This is a genomic window from Nocardia barduliensis, assembly GCF_013315795.1.
In the GTDB taxonomy this organism is placed as follows: Bacteria; Actinomycetota; Actinomycetes; order Mycobacteriales; family Mycobacteriaceae; genus Nocardia; species Nocardia barduliensis.
On sequence record NZ_JABLTE010000032.1, the window covers coordinates 51,159 to 72,700 of the forward strand.

A 21,542-nucleotide genomic window follows, 5' to 3' on the forward strand; every position below is an offset into this window, starting at 1 on the left:
CGCGCTCAGCTGCTGCGCGGGCGGATCGCCGCGCGGTCGGCGCGCAGATCGTCGACGAAGTTGGCGATCGCCTCGGCGACCAGCAGCGGTTCGGTGATCGGCAGCCAGTGATCCGCCGGGACGGCCCGGCGCCACAGCTTGTCCACCCAGCGCGCGGAGGCGTCGTAGACGGCGGCCGGGACGAACGGGTCGGTGGTGTCGACCAGCAACTGGACCGGCACGGCGGTTCGCCGCACCCGCGGCTTGCTCACGTGGTGCAGCAGGTTGGTCCGGGCGATGCGCGCGCCGGCGACCAGGTCGGCCCGCCAGGTCGGTGCGACGCGCGCGGGCAACGGCGAGATGCCGCCCAGCTGTCGCACCAGCAGGCCGCGCACGCGCGGCGGATAGAGCCTGCGGGCGATCGGGCGCGGCGTGAGCGCCCAGCGCGCCCCGCGCAGCAGCCACCAGCCGAGGTCGCCGAGTTCGCGGCCGGCCCGGGGCGCCAGGGCACGCAGCCACAGGCCCAGATGGTCGAGGTTCGGTCCGGCGATCGCGGTGAACGAGGCGACGCGGGTGTTGGCCCGCTCGTCGCAGACCGCCTCCCACAACTGCACCGCGCCCCAGCCGTGCCCGCACGTGTGTACCGGCTTGCGCGGGCTGGCGGCATCGACCACCGCGAAGAAGTCCTCCGCCAGGCGGTCGAGTCGATACTCCGTCAGCGGGGCGGGCGTCGCCGAGCGGCCGTGCCCGCGTACGTCGTAGGTGATGACCCGGAAGCCGTCGGCCAGGAGCGCCGCCACGGTGGTCCACACGCGATGGGTGTCGGTGAGGCCGTGCACCAGCACCAGCGGCTCGGCGGCCGCGTCGCCCCATTCGAAGACGGCGAGATCGGCGCCGTCGCGGTGGACCGTCCAGGTGCGGTCGGGGCGGGGCGTTTCGGTGGTGTCGAGCAGTTCGGTCATGTCCCTGCCTCGTTCGCTGCCGGCTACCGATCCGATGGCACGTCGCCGTCGTGCCCAACGTCAGTAATTTGGATACGGACAGTACGAAGGATTGACCGCTGGAGGGAAAGGTAAAACGCCGAATTATGGCGCAGCTCACCGGCGGTATCGCCGCCCCGGCGGCAACCCTCGCCGGTGTGCTCGGCGATCCGCTGTCGGTGTCGCGGCCGATGCACGCCGGCACGGTGGACGACGCCGCCAGGGCCGTCCCGGCAACGGCGTCCCACCCTTGTTGACAACTCGCCAATAGTTCGGGAATCTGGGGGCGGAACCGGCGGCGGAGCCGGACCGGAGCGAGCAAAGGATCGAGTGATGGCACGCGCGGCGTGGAGTGACGACGAGGTCGAGGCGGTACGAGACCTGGCGAGGACCTTCTTCGAGAAGGAGGTCGTCCCCCATGAGGAGAAATACGTCGCCCAGGGGCACCCCGACCGCGCGCTGTACAACCGCGCGGGCGAACTCGGCCTGCTGTGCCCCGCGATTCCCGCCGAGTACGGCGGCGGCGGGGGCACCTTCGCGCACGAGGCCGCCATCATCGAGGAGCAGGCGCGTGCGGGCGACGGGTCGATGGGCATCCCCGTGCACAGCTCGATCATCGCGCCATACCTGTACGAGTTCGGCTCCGAAGAGCTCAAGCGGCGCGTGCTGCCCAAGGCGGCCAGCGGGGAGATGGTGCTGTCCATCGGCATGACCGAGCCGGGCACCGGGTCGGACCTGCAGAACATCAAGACCCGCGCGGTGCGCGACGGCGACGAGTACGTCATCACCGGCTCGAAGATCTTCATCACCAACGGCTGGCTCTGCGACGGCATCATCATCGCCGCCAAGACCGACCCGACCAAAGGCGCGGCCGGCGTCTCGCTGATCTTCGCCGAGGTCGGCGACGACACCCCCGGCTTCGAGCGCGGGCGCATCCTGAACAAGATCGGCGGCAAGGCCCAGGACACCGCCGAACTGTTCTTCGACGGCCTGCGGGTGCCCGCCTCCAACCTGCTCGGCGCCGCCGAGGGCCAGGGCTTCTACCAGATGATGCAGATGCTGGCGCAGGAGCGCTTGGTCACCGCCATCATCGCGGTCGCCATGATGGAGAAGGCCGTGCAGCTCACCGTCGACTACACCAAGGGCCGCGAAGCGTTCGGCAAGCCGCTGTTCGCCATGCAGAACACCAAGTTCGAACTGGCCGAGTGCGCGACGATCACCAAGGTCTCGCGCACCTTCCTGGACGACTGCATCACCAAGCACCTGCGCGGCGAACTCGACATTCCCAGCGCTGCCATGTCGAAGTACTGGTTGACCGATCAGCTCGGTATCGTGGTCGACCGCTGCCTGCAACTGTTCGGCGGCTACGGCTACATGACGGAGTATCCGATTTCCCAGCTCTACACCGGCGCCCGCGTCCTGCGCATCCTCGCGGGCAGCAACGAGGTGATGAAGGATCTCATTGCCCGGTCTCTCTGATCCCAGGAGCGCGACCGCGGACGGTGGCGCCGACCCGGCGCTACCGCGCCGCCGCAGGCTCGAACCCGACGAGCGGCGCGCGCAGATCCTCGCCTGCGCTATCGACATGTTCGGTGAACGCCCGTACGCGGCCGTGTCCACCGCCGAACTGGCGCAGCGGGCCGGCGTGGCCCGCGGTCTGATCAACCACTATTTCGGCAACAAGCGCGATCTCTACCTCGCGGTGGTGCGGCGCATGGTGACGCTGCCCAAGCTCGACGAGATGATCGTGCCCACCGGTTCCTGGCGCGAGCGTGTCGACGCCAGTGTGCGCTGGCTGCTGGACACCATCGCCGAACACGGCAGCACCTGGGTGAAAGTGACCAGCCACGAGGGTGTCGGTGACGACCCCGAAGTGCAGCAGATCCTCGACGCCGCCGACGACGCGGCGGCCGAACGGCTGCTGCTGATGGTGGGCCTCGCCGATTCGGCACACGATGCCGAACTGCGCGCGATGGTGCGCGCATACGGCGGGCTGGTCAAGGTCGCGGGCCGCGAGTGGATCACCCGCGGCACGCTCACCCGCGAGCAGGTGCACGATCTGCTGTGCGACATGTTGCTCACACTGGTCACCGAATCGCTGCCCAAGGTCGACCGCAGGCAGTGAACGCTGCGCCGCCGGAGCCCGTAGCGACCACGGCACGTCGCCGGGCGGTGGAGTCGGTCGAGCAAATCGCCGGGCCCGGCGGCTCGGCTCAGCCTGTACCCGCCGCTCGACGTCGTCTTATCGGCGTCGGCTGTGTCTTCGAGGCATCGCGTGCGGCAGGTCGCCGGTCGACCAGCATGCACCCCGGCTAACAAACCTCCGAGCGGTGGGGTGAGTTTGTTATTACGGGCCGATCACAAATATCGGACCCTTCGGATCAACTTTTCGCGTCGCGCGTCCTATTCTGTGTCGGTATATCGGGGCGGGTCCGGGCAAATCCGAGGTTCCTGCGCGGTGTGTTTGAGAGGACCTGGATGACACGGGCAGAACGGCGTGAAACGGATCGCTGGCCGCAGGCGCGGCCGGATGACCGCTGGTCGGAGCCGGAGCCCGACGGCCCCTGGCCCGACGACGAGGACGAGCGCTGGCCCGAGCCGCCGCCGAGTCGCCGCCGGGCCGGACGTCTCCGGGTGGAGATTCCGCCGATCGTCAATCCGTACGCGATCGTCGCGCTGGTGGCGGCGCTGCTGGGGCTTTTCCCGGTGGCCATCGTGTTCGGCTTCATCGCCTTCAGTCATCCGCGCGGCCGGGTCATGGCGATGTTCGCGCTGCTGCTCGGCGTCGCCGAGATCACCGCGGTGGCCGGGTTCATCCTGCTGACCGGCAACTGGATGCCGGATCTGGTGAACCGCACCGCCACCATCGGCTCGACCCCCTTGGCGTCGGTTCCCACCACCGTCGAGCGCCCGGTCACGACCACTACCACCACCGCACCGAGCCCCGCCGTGACGACCACGCCACAGGACAGTCCTGGACCGGTGACGAAAGGCGCGGCCTGCACCGAAGCCCAGCTCGGACAGATCGGCAGCGCCGCCACCGGCGGAACCCTGATCTGCCTGACGACCGCGGGCGGCTACCAGTGGTCGGGCCCGCACACGGTGGCGACCGCCGTGCAGCAGGCGGGCTCGAAGTGCGACGCCTCGGGCGCCAAGACCGGGCGCACCGCCGACGGCCGCGCTCTGGTGTGCGAAGTCAGCGGCCGCGGCGGCACGTGGGTGCTGTGGACCGAATAGCGGCGGGAGCTAACCGGGCTTCTTCGCGCGGCTCGGCTGCACCCGAGGTGGTTCGTTCGGCATCTTCGGATACTGCGGTGGCCACGGCGCGTCCATGAGGCCGGCCGCCATATCCCGTTCGGACATCTCCAGCAGCGGGGCGATGGACTGGGGCGCGCGATCGGCCCACGGATCACCCGACTCGGCGTAGCGTGCGGGAACGGTCGCGATGGTCAGCTCGTCGGGCGCCACCGAATCCAGGTCCGCCCAGCTGATCGGTGTCGAGACCGGTGCGCCCACTTTCGGCCGCACACACCAGGCCCCGAAAACCGTTTTGTGCGGGGCATTCTGATTGAAATCTATGAATACCCGGTTGCCACGTTCTTCTTTCCACCACTGCGCGGTGATGTCCTCCGGATACCGGCGCTCCAATTCGCGCGCCAGCGCCACCGCGGCGGCCCGCACCTGGTAACCGTCCCACTTCGGCTCCAGCGCGGAGTAGAGATGCAAGCCCCGCGACCCGGAGGTCTTGATCCACGATTCGATGCCGAGTTCGGCGAGCAGATCCCTGGTGCGTATCGCCGCGTGCCGCAGATCGGCGAAGGTGATGCCGGGCGAGGGATCGAGGTCGATGCGCAATTCGTCGGCGATCTCCAGGTTGTCCGCGCGGTTGGGCCAGACGTGGAACCCGAGGCACCCCTGGTTCACCGCCCACAGGATATGGGCGAGATCGTGCGCGACGAGTGCGTCGCTGGTGGTGCCGTTCGGTGTGGACACCTCCACGGTGCGCAGCCACTCCGGCGCGGATTTCGGCACTCGCTTCTGGAACCAGGATTTGCCCGAAGCCCCGTCCGGGTAGCGCTCCAGCAGCAGCGGCCGTCCGCCGACCACGTTCAGGAACGGTTCGGCGATCGCCTGGTAGTAACGCACCAGATCGAGTTTCGTCTCGCCCCGCTTGGTGAAATAGATCTTGCCCGGATTGCTGATGGTGACGGTCCGGCCGTCGGTCTCGATATCGACGGACTCGGTCATCGCGCCGCGCCTTCGCCGAACAGCGTGCTCAATTCCGCGGGCGCGACTTCGTCGAGCTGGCCGTAGGTACACGATTCGGGGGTCCGGTCGGTACGGAAGCGCACCAGCCTGCCGCCGTGGCGCAGCCGTCCCGACTGCACGTGCTCGTAGCGCACCTCGGCGACCAGCTCCGGCCGCAGGGCTTCCCAGGACAGGTCCTTGCCGCCGGTCCAGCGGCTGACGCCGCCGGGCATCTTGCCGTCCGCCGCCGCCTGCGCCGCGGCGTCGGCCCAGTCCCGCCAGGGGTGCTCGTCCAGCGCGTTCTTTCGCAGCGGCGCCAGCTCCTCGACCAGTTCCTTGCGCCGAGCCGCGGTGAAACTGCTGGCCACCCCCACATGGTGCAGGCGACCCTCCTCGTCGAAGAGGCCGAGCAGCAGTGAACCGACCCCGGCGCCGTCCTTGTGCCAGCGGAACCCCGCCACCACGCAGTCGGCGGTGCGCTCGTGCTTGACCTTCAGCATGACCCGCTTGTCCTGCAGATAGGCGAGGTCGTCGGACTTGACCATCACGCCGTCGAATCCGGCGCCCTCGAAACGGGTGAACCAGTCCTGCGCGACGTCGGGGTCGTGGGTGAGGGGGGTGAGGTGGACGCGCGCGAGGGCGGTGTCCAGGATCGTTTCCAGCAGCCGCCTGCGCTCGGTGAACGGCTCGCCGGTCAGATCCTTGTCGCCGAGCGCGAGCAGGTCGAACGCCACGAAACTGGCCGGCGTCTCCGCGGCCAGCTTGGCGACCCGGGACGCGGCGGGGTGCAGACGGTTCTGCAGGGTGTCGAAATCCAAGCCTTGCTCGGTGACCACCACGATCTCGCCGTCCACCACGCAGCGATCCGGCAGCGCCTGCTTCAGCAATTCGGCGACCTCGGGGAAATACCTGGTCAGTGGCCGGTCGTTGCGGGAGCCGAGTTCCACATCGGCGCCGTCGCGGAACACGATGCAGCGGAAACCGTCCCATTTGGGTTCGTAGCTCAGGCCCGGCTCGCGCGGCACCGCGGGCGCGGTTTTGGCCAGCATCGGCCGCACTGGTGGCATCACCGGTAGGTCCACGCGATCCTCCTCGGGTTCGATCCTCACCCATACCGACGGCGCGCACCGAGCAAACTCATCGGTATGTGGCCGCGGTCTCGGCTCGATCGTAGGCGGGGGTCCCGACAGGATGGTGAACTTCTCCGGTCAGTTCTCCAGCCAGCCGTGCTGATCGGCGAACGCGGTGAGCCGGTCGCGGATGGTGAGGATCTCGCCTGCGGTGAGCGCGGGGCTCGCGTCCAAGAGCAGTTCGGTGATCAGGCGTTTGTGCTCGGCGACGGTGAGCTGTCCCGAAGCAGGCCGGTCCTTGCCCTTGTGCCGGGCGGGCGGCGCGGGGGCCGCGCCGACCAGGCTGAGATTGACCGCCTTGGGTCCGCGGTCCCCCTCGGTCACCTCGAATTCGAACACCCGCCCCTGCCGCAACTCGTCCTCGTCCAGACCGATGTCGTTGACGTGGACGAACACATCGGGTCCACCGTCCTCCGGCCGAATGAATCCGAATCCCCGAGAGCTGTCGAACGACACCAATTTCCCGATGGACACCAACACCCGCTCCTCGTCGCCGTCGCTACTCGGCCACTTTAACCCGCGTTTTCGCCGTCGTTGGAGGAAAGCGCCTTTTGTAACGAGTGGAAAACGGTCAGTCCCTGACCGACCATTCCGTTCACCAGTTCGCCCACTCCGTCGGGTCCGTTGAGCACGGTGAGATTCGCGTTCGCCAACCCGTTCGACGCCTGCTTCACGATTTCCGGGAGTTGTTCGATCAACAACTGATCCAGCGCGATCCGGTTGTTCGACGCGGCCGCCGCGGCCTGGATGCGGGTGCGGTCGGCCTCCGCCTCGGCCAGGATGCGCACCCGATCCGCTTCGGCCTGAGCGGGTTTCACGACCTCGGCCTGCAACTGCTGCTCTCGCAGCTCGGCTTCCTTGCGTGCCTGCTCGGCCTGGGCGGTGAGCACCTCCTGCAACGCCATTGCCTCGGCGAGCGGGCCCGCCTGCGCCGCCTCCGCGTTGGCCTTGTCGATATCGCGCTGGTATTGCGCGCGCAGGATCGCCGTCTCCCGCTGATATTCCGCCTGCCTGCGCTGCGATTCCTGCTCGGCCTGCGCCGCCGCCTGCGCGGCCTGCGATTGCGCGATCTGCGCGTCGCGCTGCACGGCGGCATTGTGCGGGGCGGCCAGCGCGGCGATATAGCCGAGGTTGCCGTCGTCGATGGACTGGATCTGGAAGGAATCGACCCACAGGCCGATATTGCTCATCTCGACTTTCGACGCGACCAGCACCTCGTCGGCCAGTTTCTGGCGTTCCCGGATGATCTCCTCCACCGTCATCGAGCCGACGATCGAACGCAGGTGCCCGGAGAAGATCCGTCCGGTCAGCACCGACATCTCCCGCTCCTGCTCGGAGAGGAAGCGCTGCGCGGCGTTCACGATGGAGTGGGTGTCGTTGGCCACCTTGAACGCGATCACCGCGCGGACGTCGAGCTGGATCGCCTGCTTGGTGACGCAGCGTTCCTTGATCTCGGACTCGAACATCGCCAGCGACAGGTAGCGCACCTTGCGGAACAGCGGAATCACCCAGGCGCCGCGCCCGATGATCACTTTGAACGGCGCGTTGTCGCGGCTCTTGGCGCCGCTGACCAGCATCGCCTCGTCCGGGTCCGGCACGTGGTAGCCCAGCACCTCTGTCTCCCTTACTGTTTCAGGTTTCTCCCGCCGCCTCCGGGGTGAGCGGAATCCACGGGACGACGTCGACGACGCGCCCCGGATGGACCGCGATGACCAGCACGGCCGCGCCGGCCGAGATCGGCTCGGCGGCCCGTGCGATGTACAGCTCGGTTCCCCCACGAATCGCGACCAGGACCTCGCCGAGCATCCCGGCACCCCGGATCGGTGATGTGAGCGTACCCGTCAAACCCACCACCGGGTCGGTCATCCCACGATCTCCTTCTTCTCGCTCTCGGATCGTCACCCTACGTCCGGCACAGCGTCTTTCGGTACGGCTCCGACCCGACCGCACGACGGGACGGCCGTGGCGGCGCAGGTATGTTTCTCGTATGGGAGGACGGCTTGCGCTGGTGGTGGGGGCGGAATGCGCGGCGCTGGGCGAATTGGGATTCACCGAGGAACTCGCCACCGGCCTGTACGGGAGCCTGACCGGGGCGGGCGGTTGGCGGACGGCGACCGAGCTCGACGGCCCGGTGCTCAATCCCACTGCCGCGCAATTGTTCGCCGCCGTCGACACGGCCTTCGCGGCGGCATCCGAGCGACAGGCCACGCTGCTGCTCGGCTTCATCGGGCACGGCGTGGCGACGACCGCCGAGGACTTCTACCTGCTCGGCCACGATTCACCCGCCGCCCCGAACTCGCACAACGCCTTCCACCTCACCCAGGCGATCAGGGAGCGGCTCGACCGTGCCGCGCTCGACGGGCTGGTGCTGCTGGTCGACGCGTGCGAAGCCGGTCAGGGCGTGCAGGGCGCGGCGCGCCGGTGGACCGATCTGCTGGCCCAGTCCGGCGGCCGGATGGAACTGCTGGTCGCCTCGGGCGACGGGCCCGCGTACTCCGGATGTTTCACCCGGACCATGCTCGCCACCTTCGACATCGGACTGCCGCTGCGCGGGGAGAACCTGCTGCCCTCGGACTTGGTCGACCCGATCGCGACGCAGTGCACCTATCAACAGCCGCAGCATCTGTCCTTCAGTTCCGGCGCGGTGTCGGCGGCCGAGGGCGTCGACCCGGGGCTGTGGTTGGTGCCGAACACCGCGCGCCATCGGGACGCGGTGAGCGGGCGTTCCGCCGCCGGGTTCGTCGACCAGCTGACCCGGCGGCTGCTGCTGACGCCCGACGTGCGCGAGCGCCTCGACGCGATCGTCGACGCGGGCAGTCACCGGCTGCGGGCCGTGCTGGGGCCCGCGGGCGTGGGCAAGTCCACGCTGCTGGCGATGCTCATCCGTCCCAGTCTGGTCGACGGGCTCGCGGTGACCCCGGACTACATCACCGCCGCGGTGTTCCTGACGGTGAACAGCTCGGTGGAAGCGGTCGCCGCGGAACTTGCCGCGCAACTCGACGCACGACTACCCGGCTTCCGGGAGGCGGCCCGGGCGGCGCGGGCGCATCGGCCCAGGGACGAGTTCGACATCTTCGACATCCTGGTCCGCCGCCCGTTGGCGCGCCTGTCCAGCGCGGGCCGCCGGGTCACCGTGGTGCTGGACGGACTCAATCAGCCCCAGGAGGGCACCAGGCGGCTGCTCGTGGCCGCGATCGCCGATCTGACCACGCGCGAGGATCTCCGGCATGTGCGGGTGATCGTCGGCATCCGGCCCGGCACCGGCGTCGAGGACGACCCGGAGCTGGCGCACATGTACCGGATCGATGTCGCCGAACCGGCGGCCGACGACATCGCCGCCGTGGTGGACTCCGCCCGCGGCACGGCGCCGCTGGGCCCGGTCGACTGGATCGGCTGGATCCAGCGGCTGCTGGCCGAGACACCGGCGGCCGCGGGCGGTTCGCGGGTGGTCTCCGGCGGCTGGCTGCTGGCGGGCATCCTGCTGGAGGTCGCCGCGGGGCTGACCGACGGCGCGGTCGCCGCCGGGATCGGTCTCGACCGGGTCATCGCCCTGCGGGTCGAGACGGCGCTGCGCGGCGCCGATCCCGAAACAGCCAGTGCGACAGCGGTATTGCTCGGCCTACTGGTTGCGGCGGGAGCCGGCCCCGTGCTGCCGTTGGAGTTGCTGGACGCGGCGTTGCTGTCGCTCGGGGTCGATCTCAGCACCGCCCGCATCCGCGACGTCGCAGTGAATCTCGGCACGCTGATCACCCGCAGCCATCCCGGCAGCGTCCGCGAGTCGCTCGGAGTGTCACACAGCGGGTTCCTGCCCGCGCTGGCCGCGGAATGCCGCCGCCTCGGCGTGCGGCTCACCGACGCCCACCGCGCCCTCGTGGCGGCGATCCAGGCCGACGACACCGACCGGGCCGCCGACTACGCACGGGGCGCGGCCGTGCGGCACTGCTTGGCCTACGGCGACTCCGCCTTGGCCATCGACTTCCTGACGAAGCTGGAAACCGGCAGGTCGGCCGACGACCGCGACCTGTGGGCCGCCTGGGTGCCCGACTTCGTCGAAACACTCGGCCCGGACCATCACGACACCTGCACCACCCGGGAGCGGCGGGCCTACCATCGCGCCGAGAGCGGCGACCTGGTCGGCGCCATCGCCGATTTCGAGCAGTTGCTCGCCGACCGGCTGCGGGTGTTCGGCCCCGACGACCCGGACACCCTGGACACTCGCGACCGCCTGGCCAGCTACCGTGCCCGCTGCGGTGACTACTCGGGCGCGGCCGTGGAATTCGAGCACCTGCTCACCGACCAGCGGCGCCTGCTCGGACCCGACCACCCCGAAACGCTGCGCACCAGGCGCAATCTGGCGTCCAATCGCGGCGATATCGGCGATTTCGTCGGAGCGATCGCCGGCTTCGAACAGCTGCTCGCCGACCGCGCCCGCGTGCAAGGGCCGGATCATCCCGACACCATGCGCACCCGTAACAGCCTGGCGTACTGGCGCGCCGACAGCGGTGACCTCGCCGGGGCCCGCGCCGAGTTCGAGCAACTCGTGGCGGACTGCCTGCGCGTCTTCGGTCCCGACCACCCCGACACGCTCGGCGCGCGCAACAACCTCGCGGCGTTCCGCGCGCGCAGCGGCGATCTGGCGGGGGCGGGCGCGGAGTTCACCCGCCTGCTCGACGATCGACTACGGGTGCTCGGTCCCGACCACCCCGACACGCTGCTCACCCGCGGTCGGCTGGCCACCTACCGCGCCGACAGCGGCGACCTCCCCGGCGCGATCACCGACTTGGAGAAGCTGCTCGCCGACCGCCTCCGGGTGCTGGGCCCGGATCACCCGGACACCCTCGACACCCGCAACGATCTCGCGGCCTGCCGCGCCCGGCACGGCGACCTGGTCCGCGCCGTCGCGGAGCTGGAGGTTCTGCTGGTGGCGGAATTGCGTGCCCTCGGTCCCGCGCACGCCGCCACCATCCGGACCAAGAACACCTTGGCGTATTGGCGGGGCCAGTCCGGGGACTGACGGTCGGGCGAGCCGCGCGGTCAGGAACGGTACAGCGCGCGGTACGCGGTGAGCGTCTGGACGCAGTGCTCGATGATCTGCTCGCGGGTGGCGCGCAGCGAGCCGTTCAGCCAGGCCGAGAACATGCCCGCGTTGCCGCTGGCCATCGTCACCGCCGCCAGCCTGCGCTTGACCGGGTCGTCGATGTGGCCGAACAGATGGTCCTGCATGACACGGGTGAAGACCGGCATCACCGCGAAGGTGGTCTGCCCCAGTCCGGTGCTGGAGTACGGCTCGACCAGGAACAGCCGCGATTTGCGCGGGTCGGCGAGCACCTTGTCCACGAGGATCTCCGACAGCGCCCGGTCCCGGGACGGGTCGTCGGTGGCGGCGAACGCCGTCATCGGCTCCAGGAATTCGTCGGCGACCTGACGGTAGAGCACGTCCAGCAGCTCGTCGCGGCCTGCGAAGCTCTCGTAGAAATAGCGGTCGGTGAGATTGGCCTTGCGGCACACCGCACGCATGGTGACCCCGCTCGCGCCCGATTCGCCGATCAGATCGAGCGCCGCCTCCAGCAATGCCGTCCGCCGCGTCTCCCTGCGCTCGGTGAGCGTCGTCCCACCCCAGATCCGCGGGCCCCCGTCGTCGTCTGATTGCTGACCTGTCTGCACGGCCCAACGATAATGCCTGGCCGAACACCCCGGCGCCGCGCGCACCCGCCCCGCCCTCCACGGTCTTGCCGAAACGGATCCCGCGCGGTCACGGTACGGTAACTGTCGGTTTACTCCAGGCGGTTACCTTCCTCGGGTCTTTCGGTGGTTCGGCAGTGGAGGGTAACGGCGCGTGAACAACTCCGCTGCGGTGATCTGGTCCGAAGCGATCGGCGATGGGCTCGGGCGCAGCCCTGGGCGCGGCACCCGACCAGCGGTTCGGCACCTCCCGCCGCCGCGGCGCCCGGTGCCGCTCGCTCGTGGGCCGCGCCCGGCGCATCTTCCGCTCGCCCCGGCGCAGGAACGCATGTGGCATGCCGCGCGGGCCGGAAACTCCGGTGACTGGAATGTGGCTCGCGCGGTGCGCCTGTCCGGGGCCGCGCTGCGGACCGAGGCGCTGGTCGCCGCCATCGATGACGTCGTCGCCCGGCACGAACCGCTGCGCACCCGCTACCCGATGACCGACTCGGGCCCGGCCCAGGTGATCGTTCCGGCGCCCGAGGCCGAGGTGCGGACCGAAGTGGTCGCGGTCACCGAAGCCGAATTGCCGCACCACATCGCGGAATTCGCCGCCGGTGCCTTCGATTTGGCCACCGATCTGCCGATTCGCGCCCGGCTGTGCGTGCTCGGGCCGTGCGACGTGGTAGTGGTGCTGGTGATCCACCACATCTCGATCGACGGGCGCTCGGTGGCCCCGCTGCTGCGCGATCTCGGCACGGCCTACCTCGCCAGGCAAGCCGGGGCCGCGCCGGACTGGCCGCCGTTGCCGGTCGACTACGCCGACTACACCCTGTGGAAACACGCCCAGCTCGGTGACTACTCCGACGAATGGAGCCGCGCCACGCAGCAGTTGCGCTACTGGGCGAACACGCTCGCCGGTAGGCCGCCGGTGCTCGAATTCTCCTGCACTCGCCCCCGCCCGGTCCGCCGGGCCGGCGCGGCGGGCGCGGGGGCCGTCGTGCCGGTCGCGTTCGACGCCGACGCGCACCGCGCGCTGCTCGATCGGGCGGGTGCGGCGCGGGCCAGCCTGTTCATGGTGTTGCAAGCCGCTTTCGCGGTGGCGGTCGGCGCGTTCTCCGGCAGCGCCGACGTCACGGTGGCCACAGCGGTGGCGGGCCGCGACCATCGGCTGCTGGACGATCTGGTCGGCAACTTCGCCGACGACGTGCTGATGCGCGTGCGCCTCGACCGGGCCGCCGACGCGGACGAGCTGCTCGAGCAGGTGCGCCGGGTGGCGCTGGCCGCGTTCGCCCATCCCGATACCCCCGCCCAGCGGCTGAAGCGCTGCCTGTTGCAGGACGCGGCCTGCCCGCTGTTCCAGGCGACGCTGATCCTCCAGCGCGGGGCGGCCGCCGCACCCGCCGCACCCGCCGCGGGTGGCGACGGCGGGCTGACCGTCACCGAGCTCGACACCGGCGTCGTCCGCGCCAAGCACGACCTCGAATTCGGCCTGGTGGACCGGTACGACCGGCTGGGCGCGCCTGCGGGCATCGACGGCGTTTTCATCTATCCGACCGCGCTGTTCGATCACGACACCGCGGTGGCTTTCGTCGAATTGTTCACCGCGACAGTCGAATTGCTCGCCACCGGGTACCGCGGCCCGGTCGCCCCGCTGCTGACCGGCTTCTCCGCGGCGCGCCGGTGAGCAGCGCCGCGAGCGGGAGGTCAGCCACGCTCCAGTGGCAGTCCCGCGTCGCGCCAGGCGACGATGCCCCCGGCCAGGCTCGCGGCGTCGTATCCGGCCCGGCGGGCGCGAGCGGCGAACCGCAGCGACAGTTCCCCGACCGGGCAGACGAACACGACCGGGCGTGACCGCGGGAACGGAATGCCGTGACCGAACATGTCGTCGAGCTGGTCGTCGCGAATGTTCAACGCACCGGGCACGTGCCCGATCCGGTAGGCCATGGCGCCGCGGCTGTCCACGATGGTCGGCCGTCCCGTCCGGTCCAGCTCGGCGAGCTGCGCGGGCGACAGACGCGGTACCTCGGCCAGCTCGGCGGCGGTAGGCGCGGTCTCGGGATCGGCTCGGCCGAACAGTTCCGGCCTGCGCTTCTTGATGTAGGACAGATACGGCTCGAGCCGATCGCAGACGATGAACACCGCGACGACCGGGTCGTCCGGATCGGTGGCCGAGAGATCGAGCGCGCCGAGCGTGTCCAGTGCGGCCGCGTAACCGGCGCCGCTGGTCGGGCCGGCCAGGATGCCGTACCCGGTCGCCAGGCGCAGCGTCGCGTCCACGGCGTCGCGCGCCGACACGGTGACGATCCGGTCGTAGAATTCGGGCTGGAACAGCCCCACATCCCACATCTCGCTCTCCGACCGGATACCGGGTACGAAGTCCGACCGCTCGGAAACCACGGCGACCGTGCGCAATTCGGGATTGTGCTTGCGCAGGTAGGTGGCGGTACCACGGGTGGACCCGGTGGTACCGAGCCCGCCGATCAGATAGTCCACCCGCCCGATGCCGTCGGCGGCGAGGTCCTCGTGGATCTCCCGTCCGGTGCCCTCGTGGTGTGCCTCGATGTTCTTCTCGTTGGTGTACTGCGACAGGTGGCGATACGCGCCGGGCTGCTGCGCCATGGTCGCCTCGATCACCGAGTAGACGTCGTTCGGCGTGGTCGGGTCCGGGCATTCGGACAGGCCGGGCAGTTCCACGATCTCGGTGCCGAACAGTTGCAGCAGATCACGGACCTCGGCCACCTTGATCCGGTTGGTCACCGCGCGCAGGTCGATGCCGTACACCGCGCCCAGGACGCGCAGCGCCTTGGCCGTGTTGCCGCTGGAGGCCTCGATGAGCGTCTGACCGCTCGCGCGGATCTGCGCCAAGTCGTCGCGCAGCATCCCCCAGGCCACCCGGTCCTTGACCGAGCCGAACGGGTTGTGCGACTCCAGCTTCGCGTAGAGCTCGACGTTCGCCAGCCCGTGCACCGCGGGATCGAGCCGGAGCAGGGGCGTATTGCCGATGAGTTCGGTGATGTGGTCGTATCGCATCAGGGGCCCTCGACGAATCGGACCGGACTGGGGGCGGCGTGGGCGGCCTGCGGCGCGAAATCGCGCGGCGCTGGGGACTCGCCGGGGAGGTCCGGCTCGTAGTCTGCGTCGCGAACCACCCGGAACCCGTCGGGTTCCCGGGTGACAGCGAGTTTCCTGGGCAGCGGATGCATCGAGGCCGTCGCCGCGGACAAGTCCATGTGGTAGGCGGCGGTATTCGGGAACACCACCGGATCGCCCGGGCCGGGCCGAGTGGGCAACCACACCTTGTGATTGGTGATCAGATCTCGCTCCAGGCACAGCCGTCCGGCGAAATAGACGCCGACCGGACCGGCGCCCGCCCGAGGCGGCAGGATCGGGTCGACCATGACCTCCTGGTCGGCGGGCGTCACCGCATCCCGGCTGAGGTCGACGTGGACCAGCACGCTGCCGTCGGAGATCTCCTTGACGAACTCGACCGTGGCCACCGTGATGCCCGCGTGATCGACCAGCGCCTTGCCCGGCTCCAGCCACATCTCCAGCAGGTTGTCGCCCACCACCTGCGCCACCGTGCGCCCGCCGTGCCGTTCCAGCGGCGCGCCGAGCAGATCGGTGAGCATGCGATCGGCGGAGACGGTGTTGGCGTACTTGTGGAACACCGGCGTGCCGTGCACCGCGCCGCCCGCGACGTGATAGCCGAAGGTGTTGCTGCCCCAGCTCATCGGCTCACCCCGGCCGAGCAGCGATTCGCGCAACGCGAGCACGTAGGCGTCGAACCGTTCGGCATCGGCGGTGAACACCTGACGGAAACCGCCGCCGATGTCGAGGACCGAAGGGGTGAGCCCACGATCGTAGGCCCGCTCGATCAGGCGCAGGCAGGCGTCGATCGCCCGGACGCGCTCGCCGAGATCGCCCGAATCGAGGTGGAAAGCGAAGCCGAGAAAGGCGATCCGCCCCCGCTGCGCCGACAACAGCTCGAGGGCCCGCTCGACGTGCGCGACCGGCACACCGAACCGGCTCACCTGCCCCGGATCGAAACCGGAAACGCGCAGCAGCACCGGAATCTCCGCATGCGCGTCGGCGAGTTCCGCGATGCGGCCCAATTCCCACAGGTTGTCCACGTTGATCGTCACCCGGCGCGCGACCAGGTCGCGGAGGAAGGCTTCGCCCTTCGGACCGGTGACCTCGATGCGCGCTCGATCGAATCCGGCGCCCAGCGCACTGGACAGTTCGTGCGGCGAGGCGACATCGATGGCGACGCCTGCGCGTTCGGCGGTGCGGACGAACGCGTGCGACTGATTGACCTTGTGCGCGTAGCAGATTCGATGCCCGGGCAGACCGCGCCGCAGCGGCGCGCGCAGGCGCGCCAGATTCTCGGCGAAGACCTGCGGGAACACTAGGTGCACCGGGGACCCGTAGGTCGCGAGCGTCTCGGCCACGGCGCCCGGGGTGTCGAGAAAGGCGCGGACGATCGGATGCAGCTTCGCAGGCAATGCCGGCGGCCACGGCGTCATACGGCGGCTTCCGACGGCTCGGTGGCCGAAGTCCGCTCCGCGCTGTCGGGGCGCTGCGCGACCGGGTTGTAGCCGCCGTCGCGGATCGCCTCGAACGCCCGTGCCCGATTGCGCGGGCTGCGGAACTCGGCCACTACCCGCTTGCTGTCCAGGTCGATCTCGACCACGCGGATGTCCATCGACTCCAGCACCCCGCCGATCGTGCGCACGCAGTGCTTGCACGTCATATCCGGCACGTAGAACACCTGGTCCTCGGCGGTGGCGGCACGATCGGCGACCGCCTCGTCGAGTTCGGCGCTCACCTCGGCCACCTCGCAGTGTCCGGCGATCTCGATGAACGTCTCGACGAACCGGTCCACCAGCGGCGGCAGGATGCTGTAGTGCCCGCTGTCGAGCTGATGCGGTGTGGCCGCCAGGCAAGCGGGGTGGACCCCGGCCGGAAGCAGCGCGTACTGCCGGGAGATCAGGTCGAGGTCGTCGTGGTACTTGGCGATGGCCTCCGCGACGGTGAGACCTTCGCCGGTGGTGGCGCGCTCCATCACGGCGTGTGCGTCGGCGATGGTGGCGTCCTTCATCGCGCGCAGGGTCGCCACTGTCTCCGCGGAATAGCGCACGGTGCCGTCGGGGTGCGCGACCAGGGTCGCCGGGATCATGCCGCGCCGATAGGTGGAGGCCTGCAACTCCCAGAACCAGCGCGTGGCCACGGCGGCGAATATCCCGGAATCGCTCATGCCCCTGGCGAATGCGGCGGCGTCGCGGTACGGGGTCTGCGCGGCCAGCAGTGCGTGCTGGGCCAGCACGCGCCCCGCCGCCTCGATGCCGACCCGGAAGATGTCGCGTGGATCGTGATCGGTGGTCGTCCCCGTCAGCACCGCGTGGTCGCTCGGTCCGAGCGCCGCGGCGCGCGCGGCGAAACCGGAATCGGCGTCCAGTCGGCGCCACAGGGCCAGCACCGTCTCGCGCACCGCGATCGGCATCGAAGGGCCGAGCCCGTCGGCGCGGAAGTGCCCGGTGTTCGGGATGCCCGCGCTGTCGGTCCACGCGATCCGGTGCGTCGCGCTGGTCACCTGATCCGCGCGACACGGCCGCATGAAACGTTCCAGGTACAGCCGTTGCGAATAGGTGAGATGGCTACCCGGCTCGGGACCCAGTGCGGCGCAGGTGAATTCGAACCGATGCGGCGGAAGGGCGGGAGCCGGTGCGGTGAACAGCCCCGGTTGTGCCAACTCGGCCAGCACCCTGGACGCGGCCCGCCGGTCGTAGCGGGGGATGTCGATACTCACGTGACCTCCTCGGCAATGCTGCGCACGCACGCGACGAATCGATCGATCTCGCCGGGCGTGTTGTAGATGTGCGTGCTGACCCGCACCGAGCCCGCGCCGCCGGTCGCGGCGGGGACGCAGTGCGCGCCGGTGCGCACCAGGAAACCCAGCTCGCTCAATACGAATCCCGCGTCGGCCGCCGAGATCCCGTCCAGGGTGAAGGAGACGATGCCGTAACCCACCTCGCACGCGGCGTGCGCGGGGCCGGGCAGGAAATCCAGGCCGGGCACCGATCGCAGGCCGTCGATCAGGCGCAGGGTCAGGGCACGGTTGTGCGCGGCGACGGCATCGAGGCCGAACGATTCCAGCACCTCCAGCGCACTGCCGAGGGCGAGAATGCCGGGAATGTTCGGCGTACCGCCTTCCAGCAGCGCGGGCATCGGACCCGGCCGCAGCCCGTCGGGGTCCGGGCTGATCGCGGAATTGCCGCCGGGCAGGAACGGCGCCAATCGGTCGTGCACGCGGCGGTGGCAGTACAGGATTCCCGTACCCGGCGCGCCGAACATCTTGTGCGCGGCGAAGACCGCGAAGTCCGCGCCGAGGGTGGTCACGTCGACCGGGAGGTGCCCGCCGCTCTGCGAGCAGTCGAAGCACAGCAGGACGGCCGGGTCGATCCTTCCTCGCAACTCCTCCAGGGTGCTGACCGCGCCGAAGACGTGGTGCAGATGCCCGGTGGCGATCAGGCGGGTGCGATCGGTGACCTTGGCCAGGATGTCATCGGTGTCCGCCTCGCCCGCGCCGGTCACCTGGTAGGGAATCAGCTCGATCCGGCGGCCGAACCGGGCGAGCAGCCCGCGCAGGTGCTGCCACGGGTACACGTTCGACGCGTGGTCGGTCGCGTTGTAGAGGATCTGGTCGCCATCGTCGAGCGCGGTCAGGCCCCAGGACAGCGCGACGGCGTTGAGCGCGGCGGTGGCGCCGCCGGTGAAGACGACCTCGTCCGGGTGCTCGGCGCCGATGAACGCCGCGGTCCGCTCCCGGATCCGGGCGATCCGGGCGGTGAGCCCGGTGGCCCAGGGGTAGGTGCCGCGGCCCACGTTGGCTGTGCCGTAGCTGTGGTAGCGCTGGATGGTCTCGATCACCGGCAGCGGCTTCTGGGTGGTTGCGGCGCTGTCCAGGTAGACTTCGGCGGCGCCGGACAGCGCAGGGAACAGCGACCGCACCGAGGCAGGCGCGAACGGCGAGTCCGGTAACCGGGCGGCCGTTTCGGTTCGCGTCACCGGCGATCTCGGGGCGTGGGACCGCAACGTGACGCTCCCTTCACCGGTAACCAGGACGTCACCCACGATACGCATTTTCGGTGCGGGCGTCTAAGTTTCTGGTGCACAACGGCTTTCGCGACTACCCTGGCGGCATGCCTCTGACACCCGAACAGCGTCAAAAGTTTCTCGCGCAACCGCATGTCGCGGCGTTCTCGGTGGCCGCGGGCGCCGGCCGGGCGCCGCTCACCGTCCCGATCTGGTACCAGTACAGCCCCGGCGGCGAGGCGTGGATCCTGACCGGTCCGGAATCGCAGAAGATGCGCTACCTCCGGGAGACCGGCCGTTTCGCGCTGATGGTGCAGCAGGTCGAGCCCACGGTCCGGTATGTGAGCGTGGAGGGCCCGGTCACCCGGACCGTCCCGATGACCGAGGAGATGCACCGCGAGATGGCCGCGCGTTATCTGCCCGCCGGATCGGTCGACGCCTACCTGAAGGCGGCCGAGGCCTACGGTGAGCAGGTCGCGGTCTACCTGCGGCCGGAGCGCTGGCTCTCGGCCGATCTGGGAGATCTCAGCGCGCTCTAGTATCTGCCCTGCAGGTACTCGACCAGGTGTTCGCGCTCGGTCGCCAGCTCGGAGATCGCGCTCTTCACCACGTCGCCGATGCTGACGATGCCGACCAGCCTGCCCTCGTGCACCACGGGCAGGTGCCGGATGCGGTGGTCGGTCATGGTGCGGCGCAGGCCGTCCACCCGGTCGTCGAGCGAGCAGGTGCGCACCTCGGAGGTCATGATCGCCGAGACCGGCGTGTCCAGCAGGTCCGCACCGCGGGCGTGCAGACTGCGGACCACGTCGCGCTCGGAGACGATGCCTGCGATCGTGTCCCCGTCCGGGGAGACGACGACCGCGCCGATGTTCCGCTCGGCCAGCGTGGCGAGCAGCGTGCGCACCGTCGTGTCGGGCGCGACGGTGGCCACGTCGCTACCCTTCCTGCGCAGGATCTCCGAAATTCGCATATCTCACCATCCAGACGTCGCGGCACTACCAGGATCGCAAGATCGTGGCTCGGTGACCAGCACGAATCCGTTACAGGCCACGATCAGGTCACGGTGCGGTCGTCACAGGCGCCGTGCGACGCTGCGGTCGAGGTCCCTGGCCAGCAGGGCGATCGCCGCCTGCGAGATGCCCGCCGAAGTCGCCAGGTCGATCGAGGTCAGCTGGGCGATGCGGCGCAGGCGGTAGTCGACCGTGTTCGGGTGCACGTAGAGCTGACGCGCGGTGAGCTGCCGGTTCATGTCGTTGCCGAGGTAGGCGCGCATGGTGTCGAACAGTTCGGGATGGGCGTCGAGCGGATCGAGAATGGTCGCGATCCGCCGGGTGGCCGGGCCGCTGCGAGTGAGCTGATATTCCACGGCGAGATCGGACATCTGGTAGAGACCGGGCGGCCGGGCGCCCACCCGCACGAGATTCAGCAGTTCGTGTGCCTGATCGGCCGATTCCGGGATCTGATCGGTGTCGGTCGGCACGATGGTCGCGGTGAGCGGTACCTCCGCGGCCTCGGCCAGCAGTCCGAGCGTCGTGTCGGTGAGGACGGTCTCGCCCTCCTCGCCCAACGGGATCAGCAGCGTGCCACCCTTGGCGCTGAGCAGGGCCAGCGCGCGGGAGTCGAAGACGGTGGCCAGCTCGGATTGCAGCCGCCGCAGCTTGCGGCGCGCAGCGACGGTTCCGTCGACGCGTGCGTCGCGCTCGTCCGGATGCTCCGGAACGGACAGGGCGACAACCTGATAGGACTGCGCGATCGGAATGCCCGTCTGCCGGGCCAGAGCCGAGCTGCCGCGACCGCTGAGCAGCGCCGAGGCGAGCGTCTGCGTCGCCGTCTGATGTTCCTTGGCCACCAGGTGCTGTTCCTCGACGTAGGCGTCGGACACCGCCGCGGTGATCGCCTCGAGCAGCTCGAGCAGCAGATCGGCGGCGACCAGCACCTCGTCGACGTCGTCGGCCTCGGCGCGCGCGGTGACCAGACCGAAGGCGATGCGCAGCCCCTCGTGGTAGGCGCGCAGGATGGTGCTCAGCGGCACCCCCTCGCGGGCCCAGCGGGCGGCCGCCGCGCGCACCGGGCCGAGCTGCCGGTCGTCCGGCACGGTCCGCCGGTCGAACATCTCGGCGGCGAGGTTCAGGCAGCTGCGGGTGAGTCTGGTGACATCCCCGCGTACTTGCTCGCCGGGCAGGGTCCGGCAGGGAGCCATGAAGTTCTCGAAGTAGCCGACCATGCGCGAGGCCACGCTGTCGGTGTTCTGCAAGGACACCGACGCCGGCTGTCCACCGATTTCCAGCACCGAGTCGGACGAGTCGGCGGACAGATCCAACGCGGAGTAGGTCATTGCGAGTTCGCTCCAAGTGCCACGCCAGGCGTGCGAGAAATCGCGCCCGAGTCGATCGATCACTATACGAAAGGGGCGTGCGTACCGGGAGTGATCTGTGAGATCGATCAGCAG

Annotated in this window: 20 protein-coding genes; 7 read left to right on the top strand and 13 right to left on the bottom strand. The window is 69.7% G+C overall.

The features are described from left to right. Window positions 1-5 precede the first annotated feature (5 nt). Entirely contained in the window at window positions 6-941 is a 936-nt protein-coding gene (locus HOV91_RS15960; RefSeq protein WP_174186169.1) for an alpha/beta fold hydrolase, read from the bottom strand. A gap of 125 nt (window positions 942-1,066) precedes the next feature. Here HOV91_RS15960 and HOV91_RS15965 point away from each other — a divergent pair, with 125 nt between their 5' ends. The 4 genes from HOV91_RS15965 (at window position 1,067) to HOV91_RS15980 (ending at window position 4,196) form a co-directional block, all read left to right on the top strand. Continuing rightward, window positions 1,067-1,216 carry a hypothetical protein gene (locus HOV91_RS15965; RefSeq protein ID WP_174186170.1) on the top strand — a complete coding sequence of 50 codons (150 nt, stop codon included), beginning with the start codon at window positions 1,067-1,069 and terminating at the stop codon, window positions 1,214-1,216. 76 nt (window positions 1,217-1,292) lie between these two features. Then, window positions 1,293-2,438: an acyl-CoA dehydrogenase family protein gene (locus HOV91_RS15970; protein WP_174186171.1), complete on the top strand. Its 1,146-nt coding sequence runs from the start codon at window positions 1,293-1,295 to the stop codon at window positions 2,436-2,438. Next, window positions 2,422-3,084, top strand: coding sequence for a TetR/AcrR family transcriptional regulator (locus HOV91_RS15975; RefSeq protein WP_174186172.1), 663 nt, complete (start codon window positions 2,422-2,424; stop codon window positions 3,082-3,084). The genes HOV91_RS15970 and HOV91_RS15975 overlap by 17 nt, the downstream gene beginning before the upstream one ends. A gap of 353 nt (window positions 3,085-3,437) precedes the next feature. Continuing rightward, window positions 3,438-4,196 (top strand): DUF4190 domain-containing protein, encoded by a 759-nt coding sequence (locus tag HOV91_RS15980; protein ID WP_174186173.1) that lies wholly within the window; start codon window positions 3,438-3,440, stop codon window positions 4,194-4,196. A 9-nt stretch (window positions 4,197-4,205) separates the two neighbouring features. Here HOV91_RS15980 and ligD read toward each other — a convergent pair whose 3' ends face one another. From ligD to HOV91_RS16005, 5 genes are all read right to left on the bottom strand, one after another. After that, window positions 4,206-5,207 carry a non-homologous end-joining DNA ligase gene (ligD, locus tag HOV91_RS15985; protein ID WP_174186174.1) on the bottom strand — a complete coding sequence of 334 codons (1,002 nt, stop codon included), beginning with the start codon at window positions 5,205-5,207 and terminating at the stop codon, window positions 4,206-4,208. Further along, the gene (locus HOV91_RS15990; protein WP_312884638.1) at window positions 5,204-6,289 is read right to left on the bottom strand and encodes an ATP-dependent DNA ligase; all 1,086 of its coding nucleotides are present in this window, start codon (window positions 6,287-6,289) and stop codon (window positions 5,204-5,206) included. Before HOV91_RS15990 ends, ligD begins: the two co-directional genes overlap by 4 nt. Before the next feature lie 126 nt (window positions 6,290-6,415). Next, window positions 6,416-6,811: a cold-shock protein gene (locus tag HOV91_RS15995; protein ID WP_438822670.1), complete on the bottom strand. Its 396-nt coding sequence runs from the start codon at window positions 6,809-6,811 to the stop codon at window positions 6,416-6,418. A 38-nt stretch (window positions 6,812-6,849) separates the two neighbouring features. Beyond that, window positions 6,850-7,950 carry an SPFH domain-containing protein gene (locus HOV91_RS16000; protein ID WP_174186176.1) on the bottom strand — a complete coding sequence of 367 codons (1,101 nt, stop codon included), beginning with the start codon at window positions 7,948-7,950 and terminating at the stop codon, window positions 6,850-6,852. Window positions 7,951-7,969: 19 nt separating this feature from the next. Then, window positions 7,970-8,203 carry an NfeD C-terminal domain-containing protein gene (locus HOV91_RS16005; protein ID WP_174186177.1) on the bottom strand — a complete coding sequence of 78 codons (234 nt, stop codon included), beginning with the start codon at window positions 8,201-8,203 and terminating at the stop codon, window positions 7,970-7,972. A gap of 121 nt (window positions 8,204-8,324) precedes the next feature. Between HOV91_RS16005 and HOV91_RS16010 the strand changes: the two genes are divergently transcribed. Next, a complete protein-coding gene (locus tag HOV91_RS16010; protein WP_174186178.1) occupies window positions 8,325-11,351 on the top strand; it encodes a tetratricopeptide repeat protein in 3,027 nt (1,008 codons plus the stop codon). Between the two features lie 20 nt (window positions 11,352-11,371). On the opposite strand, the gene HOV91_RS16015 is transcribed toward HOV91_RS16010, so the two are convergent. Continuing rightward, window positions 11,372-12,001 carry a TetR/AcrR family transcriptional regulator gene (locus HOV91_RS16015; RefSeq protein WP_174186179.1) on the bottom strand — a complete coding sequence of 210 codons (630 nt, stop codon included), beginning with the start codon at window positions 11,999-12,001 and terminating at the stop codon, window positions 11,372-11,374. A 172-nt stretch (window positions 12,002-12,173) separates the two neighbouring features. Here HOV91_RS16015 and HOV91_RS16020 point away from each other — a divergent pair, with 172 nt between their 5' ends. Continuing rightward, complete coding sequence (locus tag HOV91_RS16020; protein WP_312884639.1) at window positions 12,174-13,685, top strand: condensation domain-containing protein; 1,512 nt, start codon at window positions 12,174-12,176, stop codon at window positions 13,683-13,685. A 20-nt stretch (window positions 13,686-13,705) separates the two neighbouring features. On the opposite strand, the gene HOV91_RS16025 is transcribed toward HOV91_RS16020, so the two are convergent. The 4 genes from HOV91_RS16025 to HOV91_RS16040 are packed head-to-tail and all read right to left on the bottom strand — an operon-like array spanning window position 13,706 to window position 19,066. Further along, complete coding sequence (locus HOV91_RS16025; RefSeq protein ID WP_174186180.1) at window positions 13,706-15,031, bottom strand: pyridoxal-phosphate dependent enzyme; 1,326 nt, start codon at window positions 15,029-15,031, stop codon at window positions 13,706-13,708. Beyond that, a complete protein-coding gene (locus tag HOV91_RS16030) occupies window positions 15,031-16,524 on the bottom strand; it encodes an alanine racemase (RefSeq protein WP_174186181.1) in 1,494 nt (497 codons plus the stop codon). The genes HOV91_RS16025 and HOV91_RS16030 overlap by 1 nt, the downstream gene beginning before the upstream one ends. Continuing rightward, complete coding sequence (locus tag HOV91_RS16035) at window positions 16,521-17,807, bottom strand: heavy-metal-associated domain-containing protein (RefSeq protein ID WP_174186182.1); 1,287 nt, start codon at window positions 17,805-17,807, stop codon at window positions 16,521-16,523. The genes HOV91_RS16030 and HOV91_RS16035 overlap by 4 nt, the downstream gene beginning before the upstream one ends. Beyond that, on the bottom strand, window positions 17,804-19,066 hold the full coding sequence (locus HOV91_RS16040) for an aminotransferase class V-fold PLP-dependent enzyme (RefSeq protein ID WP_312884640.1): 1,263 nt from the start codon (window positions 19,064-19,066) through the stop codon (window positions 17,804-17,806). The genes HOV91_RS16035 and HOV91_RS16040 overlap by 4 nt, the downstream gene beginning before the upstream one ends. A gap of 134 nt (window positions 19,067-19,200) precedes the next feature. On the opposite strand from HOV91_RS16040, the gene HOV91_RS16045 reads away from it, so the two are divergent. Further along, a complete protein-coding gene (locus HOV91_RS16045) occupies window positions 19,201-19,632 on the top strand; it encodes a pyridoxamine 5'-phosphate oxidase family protein (RefSeq protein ID WP_174186184.1) in 432 nt (143 codons plus the stop codon). Here the strand turns inward: HOV91_RS16045 and HOV91_RS16050 are convergent. Together HOV91_RS16050 and HOV91_RS16055 are read right to left on the bottom strand one after the other, a co-directional pair. Next, window positions 19,629-20,063 (bottom strand): CBS domain-containing protein, encoded by a 435-nt coding sequence (locus tag HOV91_RS16050; RefSeq protein WP_174186185.1) that lies wholly within the window; start codon window positions 20,061-20,063, stop codon window positions 19,629-19,631. The two genes, HOV91_RS16045 and HOV91_RS16050, sit on opposite strands and share 4 nt — an antisense overlap. Before the next feature lie 102 nt (window positions 20,064-20,165). Further along, window positions 20,166-21,428 (bottom strand): PucR family transcriptional regulator, encoded by a 1,263-nt coding sequence (locus HOV91_RS16055; protein WP_174186186.1) that lies wholly within the window; start codon window positions 21,426-21,428, stop codon window positions 20,166-20,168. Window positions 21,429-21,542 lie beyond the last annotated feature (114 nt).